The 16,809-nt window shown below is 69.8% G+C and carries 11 protein-coding genes; 7 read left to right on the top strand and 4 right to left on the bottom strand.

The genetic code is table 11. The features are described from left to right. Positions 1-60: 60 nt before the first annotated feature. The 3 genes from IC63_RS13590 to IC63_RS13600 form a co-directional block, all read right to left on the bottom strand. Positions 61-1,602: a glucan biosynthesis protein gene (locus IC63_RS13590; protein ID WP_232222618.1), complete on the bottom strand. Its 1,542-nt coding sequence runs from the start codon at positions 1,600-1,602 to the stop codon at positions 61-63. 531 nt (positions 1,603-2,133) lie between these two features. After that, positions 2,134-7,008, bottom strand: coding sequence for a translocation/assembly module TamB domain-containing protein (locus tag IC63_RS13595; RefSeq protein ID WP_036721158.1), 4,875 nt, complete (start codon positions 7,006-7,008; stop codon positions 2,134-2,136). Next, entirely contained in the window at positions 7,008-9,017 is a 2,010-nt protein-coding gene (locus IC63_RS13600; RefSeq protein ID WP_084115904.1) for an autotransporter assembly complex protein TamA, read from the bottom strand. The genes IC63_RS13595 and IC63_RS13600 overlap by 1 nt, the downstream gene beginning before the upstream one ends. A gap of 313 nt (positions 9,018-9,330) precedes the next feature. Here IC63_RS13600 and IC63_RS13605 point away from each other — a divergent pair, with 313 nt between their 5' ends. The 3 genes from IC63_RS13605 (at position 9,331) to IC63_RS13615 (ending at position 11,629) form a co-directional block, all read left to right on the top strand. Beyond that, on the top strand, positions 9,331-9,762 hold the full coding sequence (locus IC63_RS13605; RefSeq protein WP_036721161.1) for a hypothetical protein: 432 nt from the start codon (positions 9,331-9,333) through the stop codon (positions 9,760-9,762). A gap of 78 nt (positions 9,763-9,840) precedes the next feature. After that, the gene (gene ahcY / locus IC63_RS13610) at positions 9,841-11,256 is read left to right on the top strand and encodes an adenosylhomocysteinase (RefSeq protein ID WP_036721163.1); all 1,416 of its coding nucleotides are present in this window, start codon (positions 9,841-9,843) and stop codon (positions 11,254-11,256) included. 1 nt (position 11,257) lies between these two features. Next, entirely contained in the window at positions 11,258-11,629 is a 372-nt protein-coding gene (locus IC63_RS13615; RefSeq protein WP_036721166.1) for a YbaN family protein, read from the top strand. A gap of 6 nt (positions 11,630-11,635) precedes the next feature. Here the strand turns inward: IC63_RS13615 and IC63_RS13620 are convergent, their stop codons facing one another. Continuing rightward, the gene (locus IC63_RS13620) at positions 11,636-12,256 is read right to left on the bottom strand and encodes an enoyl-CoA hydratase/isomerase family protein (protein ID WP_084115906.1); all 621 of its coding nucleotides are present in this window, start codon (positions 12,254-12,256) and stop codon (positions 11,636-11,638) included. An 88-nt stretch (positions 12,257-12,344) separates the two neighbouring features. Here IC63_RS13620 and IC63_RS13625 point away from each other — a divergent pair, with 88 nt between their 5' ends. From IC63_RS13625 to IC63_RS13640, 4 genes are all read left to right on the top strand, one after another. After that, positions 12,345-14,057: a DUF2125 domain-containing protein gene (locus IC63_RS13625; protein ID WP_036721168.1), complete on the top strand. Its 1,713-nt coding sequence runs from the start codon at positions 12,345-12,347 to the stop codon at positions 14,055-14,057. 87 nt (positions 14,058-14,144) lie between these two features. After that, entirely contained in the window at positions 14,145-15,503 is a 1,359-nt protein-coding gene (locus IC63_RS13630) for a TldD/PmbA family protein (RefSeq protein ID WP_052042245.1), read from the top strand. Further along, on the top strand, positions 15,490-16,299 hold the full coding sequence (locus tag IC63_RS13635) for a 3'(2'),5'-bisphosphate nucleotidase CysQ (RefSeq protein ID WP_036721170.1): 810 nt from the start codon (positions 15,490-15,492) through the stop codon (positions 16,297-16,299). Before IC63_RS13630 ends, IC63_RS13635 begins: the two co-directional genes overlap by 14 nt. Continuing rightward, positions 16,296-16,809 (top strand): flavin reductase family protein (locus IC63_RS13640; RefSeq protein ID WP_198026332.1); only part of this gene is annotated, 514 nt, incomplete at its 3' end. The genes IC63_RS13635 and IC63_RS13640, both read left to right, overlap by 4 nt.

Below are 16,809 nucleotides of genomic sequence, written 5' to 3' on the forward strand. Positions count from 1 at the left end.
CCCGGCGGCAGGGGCGCTGTCGCCGCGCGGCGGCGCAGGCTGGGGATCGTTCACCGCGCGCTACCCCCTGCTCCAGCGGTACAGCCAGGTTTCCGACATCCGCGTGTCGCCGCTTTCCAGCCGCGCCGACAGCTCGGCCAGATCGGCACGTTCGGGGTCGAACTGGAAGGACAGCCGCATCACCCCGGCCTGCGGCAGGCGGATGACATAGGGATGTTCGATCCGCCCGGCCGAGGCCGAGACCACCGCGACCGGGTCGGCCTGTCCCTCGAACAGCTCCAGGTCGAAATCGACGAAGAAGCTGCGCGCGCCGGGCGCGTTGATCGCTTCGCCCGACCGCGACTGGACGACGCGGGCGACCGGGTATTCATCGCCCGGCGCCATGCCGAAGCCCAGGTCATAGGCATAATCGTGGCGCATCCCGGCCGCCAGCGGCTGCGCCGGCTGCCAGTAGCTGACGATGTTGTCGTGAAACTCGTTGGTGACGGGGATTTCCACCAGCACCACGGTGCCCTCGCCCCATTCCCCCCGCGGCCTGACCCAGCCCGAGGGGCGCAGCTCATAACTCGCCTCGGCGTCCTGGTAGTCGGCAAAGTCGCGGCGGCGCTGCATCAGTCCGAAGCCCCGCGGGTCGCGGTCCGCGAAGGCCGAAATCTGCAGCGTCCGCGGGTTGGATAGCGCCCGCCACAGATGCTCGCCGCCGCCGGTCACCATCTCGAGCCCGTCGCTGTCATGGACCGCGGGGCGGTAATCGTCGAAATTGCCTCGATCGCCGGGGCCGAACCAGAACATCGAGGTGAGGGGCGCGATCCCGACCTCGGCCAGGTCGCGGCGCGGGAACAGCGCCACCCGCGTCGCCACCACCGTCGTGTCGCCGGGCGTCAGCACGAACTGGAAGGCGCCGGCGACCGAGGGGCTGTCCAGCAGCGCGTGGATCGTCACCGCGCCATCGGTGGGGCTGTGGATCCAGAATTCACGGAAGGCCGGGAACTCTTCGCCCGCGGCGCTGCCGGTGCCGATGGCAAGACCCCGCGCCGACAGCCCATAGCGGTTGCCGCGGCCGAGGACGCGGAAATAGCTCGCGCCCTGGAACACGGCCAATTCGTCCAGCACGCCGGGGCGGTTGAGGACCGTCCGCAGCCGGAACCCCGACCAGCCCATGTTGCCGGGCGGCGTCTGGCCGGCATCGGGCGGGAACGAGTTGGGGTGATATTCGAAGACCGATGGATCGAAGGGCAGGTTCCGCACCACGCCCTCTTCGACCAGGTTGATGCGGACCGGATCGGTGAACAGCATCCCCGGGGCCAGCAGGTCCAGCCCGAACCCGTCCACGGCGGCCCAGGGATCGGCCTCGCGCCGGAACCGGATGCCGCGATAGGCGTCATAGCCCAGGTCCGCGAAGGGCGCCTGCAGGCGGGAATCCGGGGCGACATAGGCCGCGCGGGCCAGATCGGCGGCAATGCGGGCGACGTCCTCGAACCCGAAGGGCGCCGCTGCGGCAGGGGCGGCCGGACCCGAGTCGGCGACCGGCGGTGCCTGCGCCCACAGCCGCGCAGGCACCGTCCCCGCGGACAGGGTGCCCCCGGCGAGAACGGCGGTCACAGACCCAAGAAAGCTACGGCGTTTCAAACCTTCCCGCCCCGAACATGCGATGTTTCAGCGTGATTAATCAAAGCGTCAGTTTCCTGCAAGAAATCGCTGGGTTGATCTAGGACGTGCGGCGGTTTTCCCCCGGCCCGGCCGCGCGGTTGCCTGCAATCGCCGGGATGTGCCGGTTTCGGCGCAATCCAGAGGCGAAGCGCGGTTGGAAACGGGTCGGTCTCGGGACGGGTGATGCAGGGATATCGCCGCGCAAACTGCGCGCCATACAAATTGGACATTTACGTGACGTCCCGAGTCGTGCTGTAATGGGGCTGCGGCCATTTGGCTGCAACCGTGGCACGGACGTTGCGAAAGGACCACGTTCAACGAGAACCGATTTTTTAGAATTATCAAGGTCACGGCCCGTTTTTGGGCCAAGACGCAACGCCGCTCGCATGAGGTCGCGGTCGGCAGCGGTGGGCGATCAATTTCCTCCCGATCGCCGCATCGCAAGGAACCCGCCGCGGTTTCCTGCGGCGGGTTCTGCCCCGCTCAGTAGTCCTTTTCGTAAAACACCCCGATGGTGCTTTCGCCGTCGCTGGCAACCGATCCGCGCGCGGTGATGGCATCGTTCACGTCGAGGTTGAGGTTGATCCGCGACTTGCCGTCCGCATCCACCGAGACATCCGAATAGACGTTGCGGGTCAGATACTTGCCGGCCCGGACCGAGACGTTGCCCTCGTCGTCGGTGGCCAGGTCCAGATCGTCCAGCCCGACCGAATCGCGCAGGCCCGACACGATCCCCTCGCTGCCGCGGCCGGCCAGCACCGCGACGGCGTTCGCCAGCTGCGCCGCCTGCAGGGCCGAGATGCTGTCCAGCCCGCGCCCGAACAGCAGATGCGACAGCACCTCCTCCTCGGGCAGTTCGGGCACGGATTCAAACCGGATCTCGGGGTCGCGCACCTCGCCGTCGATGATGATGCGGGTCAGGATCTCGTCCTGCTGGGTCTCGGCCACCAGCCGCAGCACCGGGATCAGGCTGCCCTGCAGCTCGATCAGCCCCTCGGTCATGTCGAAGCGCTTGCCCAGCAGGTCGACGCGGCCGCGGATCAGCTCCAGCTGGCCCACCGGGATCATGTTCCGGGCATTACCGGTGATGCGGATCTGGCCGCCCAGTTCGGCGTCGATGCCGCGGCCGCGGACAAAGACCTGGTTCGGGGCGTTGATCGTCACGTCCAGCCGCGCCGGGTTGACCGGCGGCGTGGCGGGGGGGCTGCGCATGCCGGCGATGGCGCTGTCGGCCGAGGGGAAGGGCAGCAGCCCGGCCTTGGCCCGCGTCGCCCGGACCGGGGGCCGGTCCTTCAGGTGGACCATGTCGGGGATCGCCTGCGCCCCGCCCATGCCGGTGGCCGGGATGCGGATCTCGGTTTCGCCGAGGTTCAGCGTGCCGGTCACCAGCGGCCCCAGCGCCGGATCGCCGGAAATCGAGACTTGGCCGTCCACGACCGTCTCGTACAGGTTGGGGTCGCGCAGCACGACGCCGTCCAGCCGTGCCGTCAGGTCCAGGTTGGTGCCGTTGCGCAGGTCGACCGGGCCGGTCACCGTCACCCGCCCGCCGCCGGCGACCTCGCCGGTGGCGTTCACCTGGATCAGCCCGCCATTCAGATCGGCGGTGCCGTTCAGGTTTTCCACCCGCAGCCCCAGCTTGGGATCGGACAGCCGTGCGTTGGGCAGGCTGATGCGACCGGTCAGGTTTTCCAGCGCCGGGCGCCCGTTCAGGCGCAGGTCGAACTCGACCGGCCCCTCGACCGAACGCACCCGCAGCAGCGGGTTCGCCAGCGCGGCGTCGCTGACCCCCGACACGCGGATGTCGGCGGTCGAGAAGTCCCGCGCCGCGGTGCCGGCGATCGCCGCCCGCGTTCCGCCAGGCGCGGTCGCGTTCAGGTTCAGGTCATAGACCGTCGCCCCCTGCCGGATGGCGCCGGCGACGGTGGCGGGGCCGGGCAGGCCCGGGACCAGCAGCGCCAGATCGGACAGCGCGGCATCCACGTTCAGCCCCGCCGCAGCGCTGCCATCGGCGGCGATGCGCAGCTGGCCATTCTGGGCGTTCAGCCGCTCGATCGATACGGTGCCGTCGCGGGCCTGCAGGGCGGCCAGGTCGAACCGCGTCTGCCCGCCCAGCAGCGGATCCACCTTGGCATTGCCGATCCGCAGCCCGCTCGCGGTGCCGTCGGCGGTGATCCGGCGGCCGTTGCCCTGATCGACCAGCCGCCCCGAGGCACTCACCGCGCCGCCGATGCCGTTGCCCAGAAAGGCGAGGCTGTCGGCGCGCAGCTGCCCGGTCAGGTCGGTGCTGCCCTTGCCGATGGTGCCCTGGGCGCGGGCGCTGAGCCGGGCGTTGTCGGCCGCGGCTTCCTCGATGGTCAGCACGCCGTTCCGTTCGCTGCCGCGGATGGTCAGCCGGGTCGCCCCCGCCAGCGCCGCATCGGCCTGCGCCTGTCCCATCGCCAGATCGGTCGCGGTGCCGTCCACCGCCAGCCGCCGGACGCCGGTGCCGTCATCGGCAAAGCTGCCGGTGGCGGCCAGCGCGCCGCGCAGCCCCAGCCCCAGCGCCGACAGGTCGGCCAGATCGACCTTGCCCGTCACGTCGGTCTTGCCGCCGCCGATGGTGCCGCTCACGTCGGCCTGGGCGCGGGGGTTGTCGATCACCGCCCGCTCGATGGTCAGGACGCCGTCGCGTTCGGTGCCGCGCACGGTCAGCCGGGTCTCGCCGCCCAGCATGCCGTCGACGTTGCTCTGCCCCAGCGACAGGTCCTGGCCGGTCCCGTCCAGCGCCAGCACCCGCGCGCCCGATCCGTCGTCGGTCATGCTGCCATCCAGCCGCAGCGCCCCGCGCCAGCCGCGCCCGAAGGCCGCCAGCGACCTGATGTCGGCGGTGGCGGTCAGGTCGGTGCCGGTCTGGGCCAGCACGCCTTCGACATGCGCCGCCATCTGTTCGTTGGTCAGCCGCAGGTCGCGCACGGTGATCCGGTCGCCCTGCTGTTCGGCCGACAGGCGGAAATCGGTGGTCCCGGTCAGCGCCCCGTCCACGTCCTGCTGGCCCAGCCGCAGGTCCTGGCCGGTGCCGGTCGCCTCGATCCGGCGGACGCCGTCCTGTTCGGTGGCCGTCGCGGTGGCGGTGACGGACCCCGACATGCCGGGCTGCAGCGCGCCGAGGTCGGGGACCTCCAGCTCCAGCGTCGCGTCCAGCGCGCCGGCGGCAAAGCTGCCCTTGCCGTTGGCGGTCAGCTGGGGGTTACCGATGCGCAGCGTGTCGACGACGAAGCTGCCGTCCTTTTCCTGGGCGATGGCGGTCAGGTTCGTGCGGCCCTTCAGCGCCGCGTCCAGCTGGTCGATGCCGATTTCCAGGTCGGTCGCCTCGCCCGACACGGTCACGCGCCGCGACCCCGCCGCGCCGGTCACCGCGGCCTCGGCCACCAGCGACCCCGACATGGCGGGGTCGGCGTCGGTCAGGCTCGACAGCCGCAGGTCGGCCTTGAGATCCGTCGAGCTGCTGGAAATCAGCCCCCGCGCGGCGGCGGTCAGGCGGCTCGCGTCGACGGTCAGGTCGCGGATCTCGATCCCCTTCTCGTCGCGCCGGGCGCTGGCGGTGATGGTGGATTCGCCGTCCAGCAGGCGGTCCAGCTGGGGTTGGTCCACGGTGATGTCGGTCCCGGTCACCTGCGCCTCGGCGTCGAAGCCGCGGGTCAGCACGGTGTAAAGCCCGGTGATGGTGGCGCTGGCCTGGCCGGTGAGCGGCCGCCCGGCCAGGGTGGACAGGTGTTCCAGCCGCTCATAGGCCGCGTCGAGTTCGCCCGACAGGGTGATCCCCGACCGCAGCCCGTCCACGAGGATGGTGCCGAACAGCCCGTAATCCTGCCCGCCCAGGGTGAAGTCCGACAGCTCGAGCGCATTGCCCGGGGTCAGGTCAAAGCCCGATTCGCCGGTGATCGTGGTGCCCAGAGCCTGCTGCAGCCCGGCATCCTTCAGCGCCAGCCCGTCGGCGCCAAAGGACAACCGGCCCAGCACCTGGTCCAGATCGCCGTCGGTCAGCCGCACCGTGCCGTCGCCGCGCAGGGTCAGCGCGCCGATGCGGTTGCCGTTCTGTTCGATGTCGCCGATCCGGCCGGCGACGGTCCAGCCGTCGCCCTTGCTGGCGTCATAGCTGATCTGCAGGCTGCCCGAGCGCACGTCGGTCGGCTCGCCGCCGAAGGGCAGGCGGACGGGCAGGGTGGTCGCGCCGGCATCCTCGCCCAGCGTCATCAGCACGACCAGCGACTGCGGCGCGCCCTTGTCGTTGGTGGTGACCGACCCGGTGAGGTTCAGCGCCTCGGTGTCGATCAGCAGCGCCGGCACCGACAGCCGGCCGTTCTGCCCGCGCCAGCCCTCGGCCAGCAGCTTGGAGCTGGCGCCGAAGAAGTCCCGGTTGTCGGGCGGCAGCAGGCTGGCGACGTCCCCCGCCAGTTCCAGCCGGAATCCGGTGCCGGGGGAGCCGTCATCCCCCGCCTGGGCGCGGGCCGAGGCGCGGCCGGTGACCCGGTCCACCCCGTCGGTCGCCAGCCGGATATCGGCGGCAAAATCCTTGAGCAGCCCCTCGCCCTTGATCTCGGCCCGGACGGCGGGGCGGTCATGCAGCTTGACGATGTTGGCAAAGATGCCGCCGCGGTCCTCGTCCAGCGTCACGTCCAGCTTGAGGTTGGTGGTGGCGTTGGAATAGGCCGCATCGACCGCGAAGACTCCGCGCTTGCCGTCCACGCGGTTGATCGCCAGCCGGGTCGTGCCCTCGCCGCCGGCGAGGTTCATCGAGCCGTCGATGGACACCACCGCGGCCTCGCCGATCACCGGCTCACCGATCTCGACGCGATCGGCCTTGATACGGGCGATGTTCACCGCGACGGGCAGGGTCGGCAGGGCAAAGTCGCGGACCTCGGCCTTGCGCTGCGGCTCGCCGCTGTCGGGCAGGCGCGGCAGCAGGATTTCCGCGGCGGACAGTTCGGTGATGTCGACGCGCCGCGCGAACAGCGCCGAGCGGTCCCACTGGATGGCGCCGTTCTTGAGCGTGATCCAGACGCCGTCGGCATCGGCGATGGTCATCTCGGTGAAGGTCGCGCGCGAGGACAGCGCGCCCTGGAAGCCCGTGATGATGACCTGCCGGCCGGCGCCGGACAGGTTGCGTTCCAGGAACCGGGTGATGAAGCCCTTGTCGTCCTCGACTTCGGCCGAGACCTCGGCCGCCTGTTCGGCGATGTCCTTGTCGACCGCGCCGGTGGCGGGGGCGGCGACTGGCGGCGCGGGTTCAGGCGGGGCGTCCTGGGCGGCGGCAGGAGCCAGCGCCAGGCCAAGGGCCAGCGACAGGGCAAGGGGCAGGGCGAGAAGGATGCGTTTCATCAGAAGGCCTGCCCCAGTCCAAGATACAGCTGCACGCCCTCGCCGGTGTCGCCGCCGACGGGGCCGGCAACGTCAAGGCGGATCGGCCCGATCGGGGTCTTGTAGCGCACCCCCACGCCGGCCCCGGCGTGCCAGTCGGTCTGGCCGGCAAAGCCGCTTTCCGCCCAGACCCGGCCGGCGTCGGCAAAGGCCGCGACGCCGATCTTGTCGCGGACCTGGAACCGGACCTCTCCGGTCACGTTGGCGACGCTCATCCCGCCGGTCTTGACCGGGCCTTCGGGCCCCTGGATGACGTTGACGCCCAGCGATTCAAAGGGTTGGCCGCGGACCGATCCGCCGCCGCCGGAATAGAACAGATAGTCGCGCGGGGTGTCCGAGATGTCGGATCCCCAGATCGACCCGGCCCGCGCCCGCCCGGCCAGGGTGATGCGGTCGTCCAGCCCGAAGCTGCGATAGGCCCGCCCCTCGCCGACCAGCCGCACGCCGCTGCCGGTCTCGTCCAGCCCATAGAACGGCGTCACGGTGCCGTTCAGCCAATAGCCGCGCTTGGCGTCGTTCACCTCGTCCTCGCGGCGGTCCAGCGTCACGGTGGTGGGCAGCGCCAGCACCGTGAAATCGGTGGTGCCGCTGTCGTCGGTCACCCGCGAGCGGCGGTATTCCAGCCGGGTTTCCGCGGTCAGCCGGTCGCTGGGCAGCCAGGTCAGGCCAAAGCCCAGCACGCCCAGGTCGAGGTCATAGTCTTCCTCGCGCAGCCGCTCGGCCCGCAGTTCGACAAAGGCGGTGATGTCGGGCTGGATCGTCGCCGGGCGGTCCAGCCGCACCCCCAGCTTGTAGTCGCGCCCCGAGGTGCCCGAGCCGATGTCCTTCAGCTCGCCATCCACCCGCAGCCGCTCGCCCCCGCCCAGCAGGTTGCGATGCAGCCAGTAGCCGGTGACCTTGGCCCCATCGACGCTGGAGATCTCGAAGCCGCCGCCGATGCGGCGCAGCTTCTGTTCGATCACGGTCAGCTTGACGTCCAGCGTGTCGCCGGGGCCGAGGAACTCGGCCTCCTCGAGGGTGATCGCGGAAAAGACGCCGGACCGGCGCAGGCGCTTGCGGACCTCCTCGAGCTTCTCGGGGTCGTAGCGTTCGCCCTCGGGGAAGCCCGCGATCTTGAGCAGGCGGCGGGTGGAGAGGCGCTGGTTGCCGGTGGCGGTCAGCCGGCCAAAGCGGACCAGCGGGCCGGGGATCAGGGTGATCCGGCTGTCGACGCTGTGCAGTTCATGGTCGGCGACGATGTCGGTGGACCCCACATCGGCCTTGGCGTGGCCGTAATCCTTCCAGCCGGTCACCCCCGCGCGGGCGGCGGATTTCATGTCCGAGGTGCGGGCGATCCCGCCGCGGCGGTAATCCTTGGGCAGGTCGGTTTCGGGGGCGAGCGGGGCGATGTCGGCGCGCGAATAGCGAAAGACGCTGCCCGGATCGATGCCGACGACCACCTGGCGGACGAAGGCCGGTGCGTCCAGCGGGGCGATGCCCGCCGCCTCGACCCCGTCCAGCCGGATGTCGATGATCGCGTCATAAAGCCCTTCGTCATAGAGCGCGCCGAGCAGGCGGGCATAATCGGCCCGGGCGGCGGCCAGCACGTCCTGGCCGGAGGTCCGCCCCTCGGCCAGCGCCCCGGTCAGCAGCGAGACGTTGCGCAGCCGCCGTTCCAGCGCGGCATCCCCTCCCGCGACGCGGAATTGCAGATCGACGGGCGAGTTGGCGACCCGGTCGCCGCCGCCGAAGAACCGCGCGAATGGCGACGAGGCGGACGATGCGCTGCCCGACCCAGCTGAACCCGACCCGGCTGAACCCGACCCGGCTGAACCTGACCCGGCCGATCCCGAACTGCCCGAGCGGTGCTGCGTCGCGGGCGCGACCTCCGTCTGCGCTTCTGTCGGCGCACCCGTCTGTGCCCCCAGCGGAGCCGTGACAAGACAGCCAGCCGCCGCTGCCGCGACCCCCGTGGTCCACCAGTTCGCCATTCTGCCCCGCCCGCTGCCGCGCTGCCGATCTTGTTTTGCCGCTCAGTGTCGCAGGACAGGCGTCCGAATGCTACCCGTGGCGGGGCGGCGCGGGTTTTTTTTCGGCAACCCGTGGCAGCCGGCGCAGAACCGCAATTGCGCTGCGATTTCAGGTGCGAAGCGGATGGTCCCCCGGGGGCGGAACCGCCGATTCACGGGAATCTCAAGCGGCTGTCCCGCCGAATGCGCGGAACTGCGCCGCGGCCGGCGGGTTGTCCCTGCGACGCAGCAATCGCTGCAAAGCCCGAAGTCAAGAGCCAAAAGGTCACCTCAGATGCGCCCGATCCGCCTCGCCCTCGTCACCGCCGTCGCTGCCGCCGCGCTGTCCGTCACGGCGGCGCAGTCGGCGGTCGAGCCCGCACCCGTGGCGGGCACCCCGGTCAAGGGCTGGACCGCGGTCGCGGGTCTGTCGGGTCCGGCGGTGATGGAACTGGCACGGACTCTGCCGGTGGCGACCGAGGCGGACGGGGATCAGACCTGGTGCGACCAGTCGGGCGTCGTGCGCTCGGCGCTCGCGTCGGAATTCGACGAAAGCCTGGTCACCCGCCGCGCCGATGGCACGCAGCTGTGGGGGTCGGACATGATGGGCACCTGGACGGTGATCCTGGATCGCGCCGACAACACCCAGTGCGTCATCGCCTCGGGGATCGGCTACCAGGACGGGACCGACCCGACGACCTTCTATTCCAAGGTCGGGCTCAGCTGACCTTTCGAGAGTTCTCGTTGCCTTCCGGGGCGGCCTGTGACAAGGCCGCCCCTAAAGCTATTCTTCCATGAGGCCACGATGACCGCCGCTTCGACCGCTCCTGCCCAGGACTATCTTGTCCGTGACATCACGCTGGCCGATTTCGGCCGCAAGGAACTCGACATCGCCGAAACCGAGATGCCCGGCCTGATGGCGCTGCGGGAAGAATACGGCGCGGCCAAGCCGCTCGCCGGCGCCCGCATCGCCGGGTCGCTGCACATGACCATCCAGACCGCCGTGCTGATCGAGACGCTGGTCGCGCTGGGCGCCGACGTGCGCTGGGCGTCGTGCAACATCTATTCGACCCAGGACCACGCCGCCGCGGCGATCGCCGCCGCCGGCATCCCGGTCTTTGCCATCAAGGGCGAGACGCTGCCGGAATACTGGGCCTATACCGACAAGATCTTCCAGTTCCCCGAAGGCACGGCGAACATGATCCTGGACGATGGCGGCGATGCGACGCTGTACATCCTGATGGGCGCGCGGGTCGAGGCCGGCGAGTCCGACCTGATCGCGAACCCCCAGTCCGAAGAGGAAGAGGCGCTGTTCGCGCAGATCCGCAAGCGCATGGCCGAGACTTCCGGCTGGTTCGCTAGGCAGCGGGACGCGATCAAGGGCGTGTCCGAGGAAACCACCACCGGCGTCCACCGCCTGTATGACCTGCACAAGCAGGGGCTGCTGCCGTTCCCGGCGATCAACGTGAACGACAGCGTCACCAAGTCCAAGTTCGACAACAAGTATGGCTGCAAGGAATCGCTCGTGGACGGCATCCGCCGCGCCACCGACACGATGATGGCCGGCAAGGTCGCCGTCGTCTGCGGCTATGGCGACGTGGGCAAGGGCTCGGCCGCCAGCTTGCGCGGCGCTGGCGCCCGGGTGAAGGTCACCGAGATCGACCCGATCTGCGCCCTGCAGGCGGCGATGGACGGGTTCGAGGTCGTGACGTTGGACGACGTCGCCGCGACCGCCGACATCTTCGTCACCACCACCGGCAACAAGGACGTGATCCGCATCGAGCACATGCGCGAGATGAAGGACATGGCGATCGTCGGCAACATCGGCCATTTCGACAACGAAATTCAGGTCGCGGCGCTGAAGAACCACAAGTGGACCAACATCAAGGACCAGGTGGACATGATCGAGATGCCCTCGGGCAGCCGCATCATCCTGCTGAGCCAGGGCCGCCTGCTGAACCTCGGCAACGCCACCGGGCACCCGTCCTTCGTGATGTCTGCCAGCTTCACCAACCAGGTGCTGGCGCAGATCGAGCTGTTCACCAAGGGCGACGAGTACCAGCCCGGCGTCTACATCCTGCCCAAGGCGCTGGATGAAAAGGTCGCCCGGCTGCATCTGGACAAGATCGGCGTCAAGCTGACCGAGCTGCGCAAGGACCAGGCCGACTATATCGGTGTCCCGGTGGAAGGCCCGTTCAAGTCGGAGCATTACCGCTACTGACATGCGCGAGATGCGGACGTGGTTCTGGTGGTTCGTGGGGTTTGCAGGGCTGGGGCTGGCAATCGTCGGCACCGTCATGCCGATCATGCCCACCGTCCCGTTCCTGATCGTGGCGACCTACGGCTTCAACCGGTCATCGCCACGGTTCCATGCCTGGATCATGGAGCATCGGATCTTTGGCCCCCAGATCCGCGAATGGCTTGACCACCGGGCCATCGACCCGCGGGTCAAGGCCTTCGTGGTGGTCAGCATGGCGGTGGGGCTGGCGGTCAGCTTCTTCCTTCTGCCGCGTCCCTGGTGGCTGCTGCAGGTGGCGGTGCTGGTGCTGGTCGGCGCCTATGTCGTGACCCGGCCCAACCCGCCGAAGCCCTAGCGGTCCTCAGCGCCGGATCAGCCGCTTGATCCCGGCGACGTGGTCGGGCGTCGCGGCGAGTGCGTCGGCCGCGAGCGCCGCAGCCGCGTCGGCCAGCGCCTCGGGCGCGACGATGCGGTCGATCAGCCCCCAGGCTTGGGCCTCGTCCGCCCCGATCTTCTGCCCCGCCATCAGGACCATTGCCGCGCGCGACGGGCCCGCCAGCGCCGCCAGCCGGGCCGGGTCCGAGGGCTGCGGCAGGAACCCGAGCCGCATCACCGGATAGAAGATCGTTGCCGACGGCACCGCGATCCGCAGGTCGCAGGCCAGCACCATCCCCAGCGCACCCCCGGCCGCGGTGCCGTTCAGCGCCGCGATGGTCAGTGCCGGGGCGTCTGCGATGAGGCCCGACAGATCCTCCCACAGGGGCGAGGTCGCGAGCCCTGCGCGTGCGGCGTCCAGGTCGGCGCCGGCGGAAAACACCTTGCCTGCCCCGGTCAGGACCAGCGCCCGCGCGCCTGCATCCAGCGCCGTGCGGATGGCGGCGATCAGCGCCTCGATCATCTCGGGGGTGAGTGCATTCGCCTTGTCCGGCCGGTCCAACGTTATCGTGAACAGGCCGTCTGAAGGGTGGTCGAACCGGATCAAAAAGCTACCTTGGCGGCTGTGGGCGGATATGCAAGTAACGCTGCGTAAACCGTGTTTTCTTGGATCGACGCACCCGAAAGGTATCCAGATGTTTCTCCGGACAACAAGCTCTGCTTTTGCCCTGATCGCATTCGCATTCCCGGCCCTCGCCGATGTCACCCCCGCCGAGGTGTGGCAGAACTGGGTCGATTACTACAAGGCCAACGGATATACCGTGACCGAAGGCGCGCGCGAGGAAGCGGGCGAGACGCTTTCGCTGAAGGATGTGGCGGTCAGCTTTGCGGCACCCGACGACCAGGGCGCGGTCAGCTTCACCCTGCCCGAGGTCACCCTGACCGGCACCGGAGACGGCAAGGTGCGCACCACGTTTGCCGAAACCTCGCCTTTCAAGGTCGAGTTCAAGGACGCCGAGGGCGACCTGATCGCAATGAACGGCAGTGTGGTCATGAAGGACGCCGAGATCGTCAGCTCGGGCAGTGCCGCCGACATGACGCATGACACCACCGCCAGCGAACTGAGCGGCGCGCTGACCACGATCGTCGTGCCGGATGAGGGTGAAAAGCCGTTCCCCCTGACGGTGGCGCTGACCAACGTCAAGTCCATGCAGCACATGGTGGATGGCGACCTGATCAAGGTCGATGCCAACCTGTCGGCCGACAAGATGACCTTCGACGGCACGTTCGAGGACAACTCGGGCGACATGCCGGGCAAGATTGCCTTTACCGGCAGCATCGACGCCATCAAGGGATCGGGCCAGGCCGCGATTCCCAAGGGCGGCGATATTGCCGACGACATCAATGCCGGGCTCAAGGCCGGGTTGGCGATGGGCGGCACGATGTCGGCCGGTGCCGGGCAGTTCAATTTCGACTATGCCGGTAAGGACGAGGCCGGCACCGACCAGACCGCCAAGGGATCGGGCAAGTTCGATGGGTTCGATCTGACCGCCAATATGTCTGCCAATGGCTTGAGCTATCAGGGCGGTTCCGACGCCTCGTCGTTCGAGATGACCGCGAGCGACCTGCCCTTTCCCTTCAGCTACTCGGTGGCCAATACGACCTTTGACCTGCAGATGCCGGTCATGAAATCGGACACGCCTGTGCCGTTCAAGTTCGCCTATTCGCTCGGTGGCCTGACCATCGCGGACGGGGTCTGGGATCTGTTCGATGGCGCCAAGGTGCTGCCGCGCGACCCGGCCAGCGTGGACATTGACGTGACTGGCCTTGCCAAGGTCACGATGGACCTGTTCGATCCGGCGAACATGAAGGCGATGGAAGAGGCGGCTGACGCCCAGACCGACACCGCCGACGCTGCTGTAACTGATGCCCCGGCCAACGCCGATGCGGCCCCCGCCGAAACCGATGCGGCCGCTACCGATACGGCTGCTGCCGACACCGACGCTGCCGCTGCCGCTGGCGAGGCTGACATGGCTGCGGGCGACGCGACTGCGGAAGAGGCCGCACCCGAGATGTCGCAGCCCTTCGAGCCGACCGAGATCACCATCAACAAGTTCGCACTCGACGCCGTCGGCGCCAAGGTGGACGTCTCGGGCGCGCTGACCGTGCCCGAGGGAGGGACGCTCGACGCGCCGGTCGGCAAGCTGAACGCGCGGCTGGAAGGGGTGAACGGGCTGATCGACAAGGCCGTGCAGATGGGCTTCGTCCCCGAGGATCAGGTGGCCGGCATCCGCATGATGCTGGCGATGTTCACCAAGGCCGCGCCGGAAGGCGGCGACGCCCTGGTCGGCGAATACGAGTTCAAGGAAGGCGGGCAGGTCTTTGCCAACGGCCAGCAGGTGAAGTAACACGCTTTCCTGACGGACAGCACGAAAGGGGCCGGCGTCGTCGGCCCCTTTTCCTTTCTGGCCCGGTTCCGGGCAAAGCGAGCTTGCATGACCCTGCGCGACGATTCCGACCTTGCCCGCCTGACCGACGCGCTGCTCAGCGCCGCGCGCAAGGCCGGCGCGACCGAGGCGGACGCCGTCGCCGTCGCCGCCGAGGCGCTGTCGGTCGATGTTCGCGCCGGCGCGCTGGAACATGCCGAGCGCGCCGAGGGGGTCGAGATCGGCCTGCGGGTCCTGATCGGCGGCCGGCAGGCCTGCGTGTCCGCCAGCGACCGCAGCACCCGCACCATCGAGGAGATGGCGCAGCGCGCCGTCGCGATGGCCCGCGAGGCGCCGGTGGACGATGCCGTCGGCCTCGCCGCGCCCGACCAGCTGGCCGACCTGCGCGACGGCGTCGGGCTGGAGCTCGAGGACGGCCGGCCCGCGCCCGAACCCGACCTGCTGCTGGACCTCGCGCTGCGGGCCGAGGCGGCGGCGCTGGGGGTCGAGGGGGTGCGCATCGCCGAGGCGGCCAGCGCTTCGTCGATGACCCGGCGGCTGTGGCTGGCGGGCAGCAACGGCTTTTCCGGCGGCTATGGCCGCAGCAGCCACGGCATTTCCACGGTGGCGATCACCGGCGACGGCACCGCGATGGAACGCGACTGGGCGTCGGAATCCCGCGTCTGGGCCGAGGACCTGCCGCCGCCCGAACAGATCGGCCGCTTGGCCGGCGAACGCACCGTGGCGCGGCGGGGGGCGCGGAAGCCGCCGACCGGGACCTTCCCGATCCTTTATGACGAACGGGTCGCGGCGACGCTGATCGGGCATCTGCTGTCGGCCGTAAACGGCAGCGCGGTGGCGCGGGGGGCGAGCTGGCTGCGCAACGACCTGGGCCAGCCGGTGCTGCCGGCGGGCTTCGACCTGACCGAGGACCCGCGCCTGCCGCGCTATCCCGCCTCGCGCCCCTTCGACGGCGAGGGTTTGGCTACCGCGGCACGCCGGATCGTGGCGGACGGGGTGCTGCAGGGCTGGACGCTGGACCTGGCCACTGCGCGCAAGCTGGGGATGGAGTCGACCGCCAGCGCCGTCCGGGGCACTTCGGCGCCGCCCTCGCCGGGGGTGTCCAACGTGGCGCTGACGCCCGGCACCGCCAGCCGCGACGATCTGATCCGCGACATGGGGCGCGGCCTCGTGGTGACCTCGATGCTGGGCGCGTCGATCAACCCGACGACCGGAGATTACTCGCGCGGCGCGGCCGGATTCTGGGTCGAGAACGGCCAGATCGCCTGGCCGGTCAACGAATGCACCATCGCCGGCAGCCTGCGCGAGATGCTGATGCGCATCACCGCCGCGAACGACCTGCCCGACTGGCGCAGCCATCGGGTGCCCAGCCTGCTGGTCGAGGGGATGACCGTTGCCGGAAGCTGACCTCGCGCTGATCCGCGACGCCGCGGTCGAGGCCGGGCAGATCGCTCTGGGCTTCTGGCGCGGCGCCTACCGGCGCTGGGACAAGGACGCCGGCGCCGGCCCGGTGACCGAGGCCGATCTTGCCGTCAACGCCCGGCTTGAAACCCTGCTGCGGCCGGCCCGGCCCGATTACGGCTGGCTCAGCGAGGAAAGCCCCGACGATGCGGCCCGGCTGTCGGCGCGCCGGGTCTTCGTGATCGACCCGATCGACGGCACCCGGGCCTTCATCGACGGGCACGAGGGGTTTGCCGTCTGCATCGCCGTGGTCGAGGCTGGCCGCCCGGTGGCCGGCGTCGTCCACCTGCCGGCCCGCGGCCAGACCTATGCGGCCAGCGCGGACGGCCCCGCCACCCGCGACGGCCGCCCGATCCGCCCCGCCGCGGGGCGGCTGCCGGGCGCCACGGTGCTGACCGCGAAATCGGCGCTGGCCCCCGAGCACTGGCGCGGCGGGCAGGTGCCCGCGGTGCAGCGAGAGTTCCGCCCGTCGCTGGCCTGGCGGCTGTGCCTGGTGGCCGAGGGGCGGTTCGACGCGGCGCTGTCGGTGCGGCCGGCTTGGGACTGGGACATCGCTGCGGCCAGCCTGATCGCGGAACGCGCCGGCTGCGCCGCGACCGACCGCAGCGGCGGGACATTCCGCTTCAACGGCGTGATGCCGCAAAGCGCCGGGCTGGTGGTCGCCAACCCGGCGCTGCATGCCGAGCTGCTCGCGGGGCTCGCCGACCCCGCCGCGCCGCCGCAGCTGCGGGCCGTGACATGACCCGGCTGCCGACCGAGACGCTCGACCGGCTGGCCGATGCGATCAGCTTTCACCCGGAAAGCGAACCCGGGCGGCTGTTCCGCGAGGCGCTGGGCCGCTTTGCCACCGGCGTCACGGTGGTGACGACCGACGGCCCGGAGGGGCCGGTCGGGATGACGGTGAACAGCTTTACCAGCGTCTCGCTAGACCCGCCGCTGGTGCTGTGGTGCCCGGCGCGGGCCTCGTCCCGCCACGCGGCCTTTGCCGGGGCGCAGGCCTGGTCGGTGCATGTTCTGGGCGCCGAACAGCTGGATGTCTGTCTGCGCTTTACCCGCGGCGGGGCGGGGTTCGAGGGGGCTGTCTCTTTTACACATTTGGCGCTGCCGACGAAGAGGGTTGGGGGGGGTTCTGTGGGGGCCGGTTTATTTAAAACAAACAACATGCCGTCGACCATTGAGCCGTGGTTCTTGTACTCGAGATCCAGCGATCCAGCAGTACGTGCTACTACAGACGTTGCTACCACGCGAATCG

It is taken from the genome of Paracoccus sphaerophysae (assembly GCF_000763805.1).
In the GTDB taxonomy this organism is placed as follows: domain Bacteria; phylum Pseudomonadota; class Alphaproteobacteria; order Rhodobacterales; family Rhodobacteraceae; genus Paracoccus; species Paracoccus sphaerophysae.

Excerpts from the sequence above, each read along its gene's own strand:
- IC63_RS13605 (WP_036721161.1), top strand. The coding sequence starts at position 9,331 with ATGCGCCCGATCCGCCTCGCCCTCGTCACCGCCGTCGCTGCCGCCGCG.
- IC63_RS13630 (WP_052042245.1), top strand. The coding sequence starts at position 14,145 with ATGACCCTGCGCGACGATTCCGACCTTGCCCGCCTGACCGACGCGCTG.
- IC63_RS13600 (WP_084115904.1), bottom strand. The coding sequence starts at position 9,017 with ATGGCGAACTGGTGGACCACGGGGGTCGCGGCAGCGGCGGCTGGCTGT.
- ahcY (WP_036721163.1), top strand. The coding sequence starts at position 9,841 with ATGACCGCCGCTTCGACCGCTCCTGCCCAGGACTATCTTGTCCGTGAC.
- IC63_RS13625 (WP_036721168.1), top strand. The coding sequence starts at position 12,345 with ATGTTTCTCCGGACAACAAGCTCTGCTTTTGCCCTGATCGCATTCGCA.
- IC63_RS13615 (WP_036721166.1), top strand. The coding sequence starts at position 11,258 with ATGCGCGAGATGCGGACGTGGTTCTGGTGGTTCGTGGGGTTTGCAGGG.
- IC63_RS13595 (WP_036721158.1), bottom strand. The coding sequence starts at position 7,008 with ATGAAACGCATCCTTCTCGCCCTGCCCCTTGCCCTGTCGCTGGCCCTT.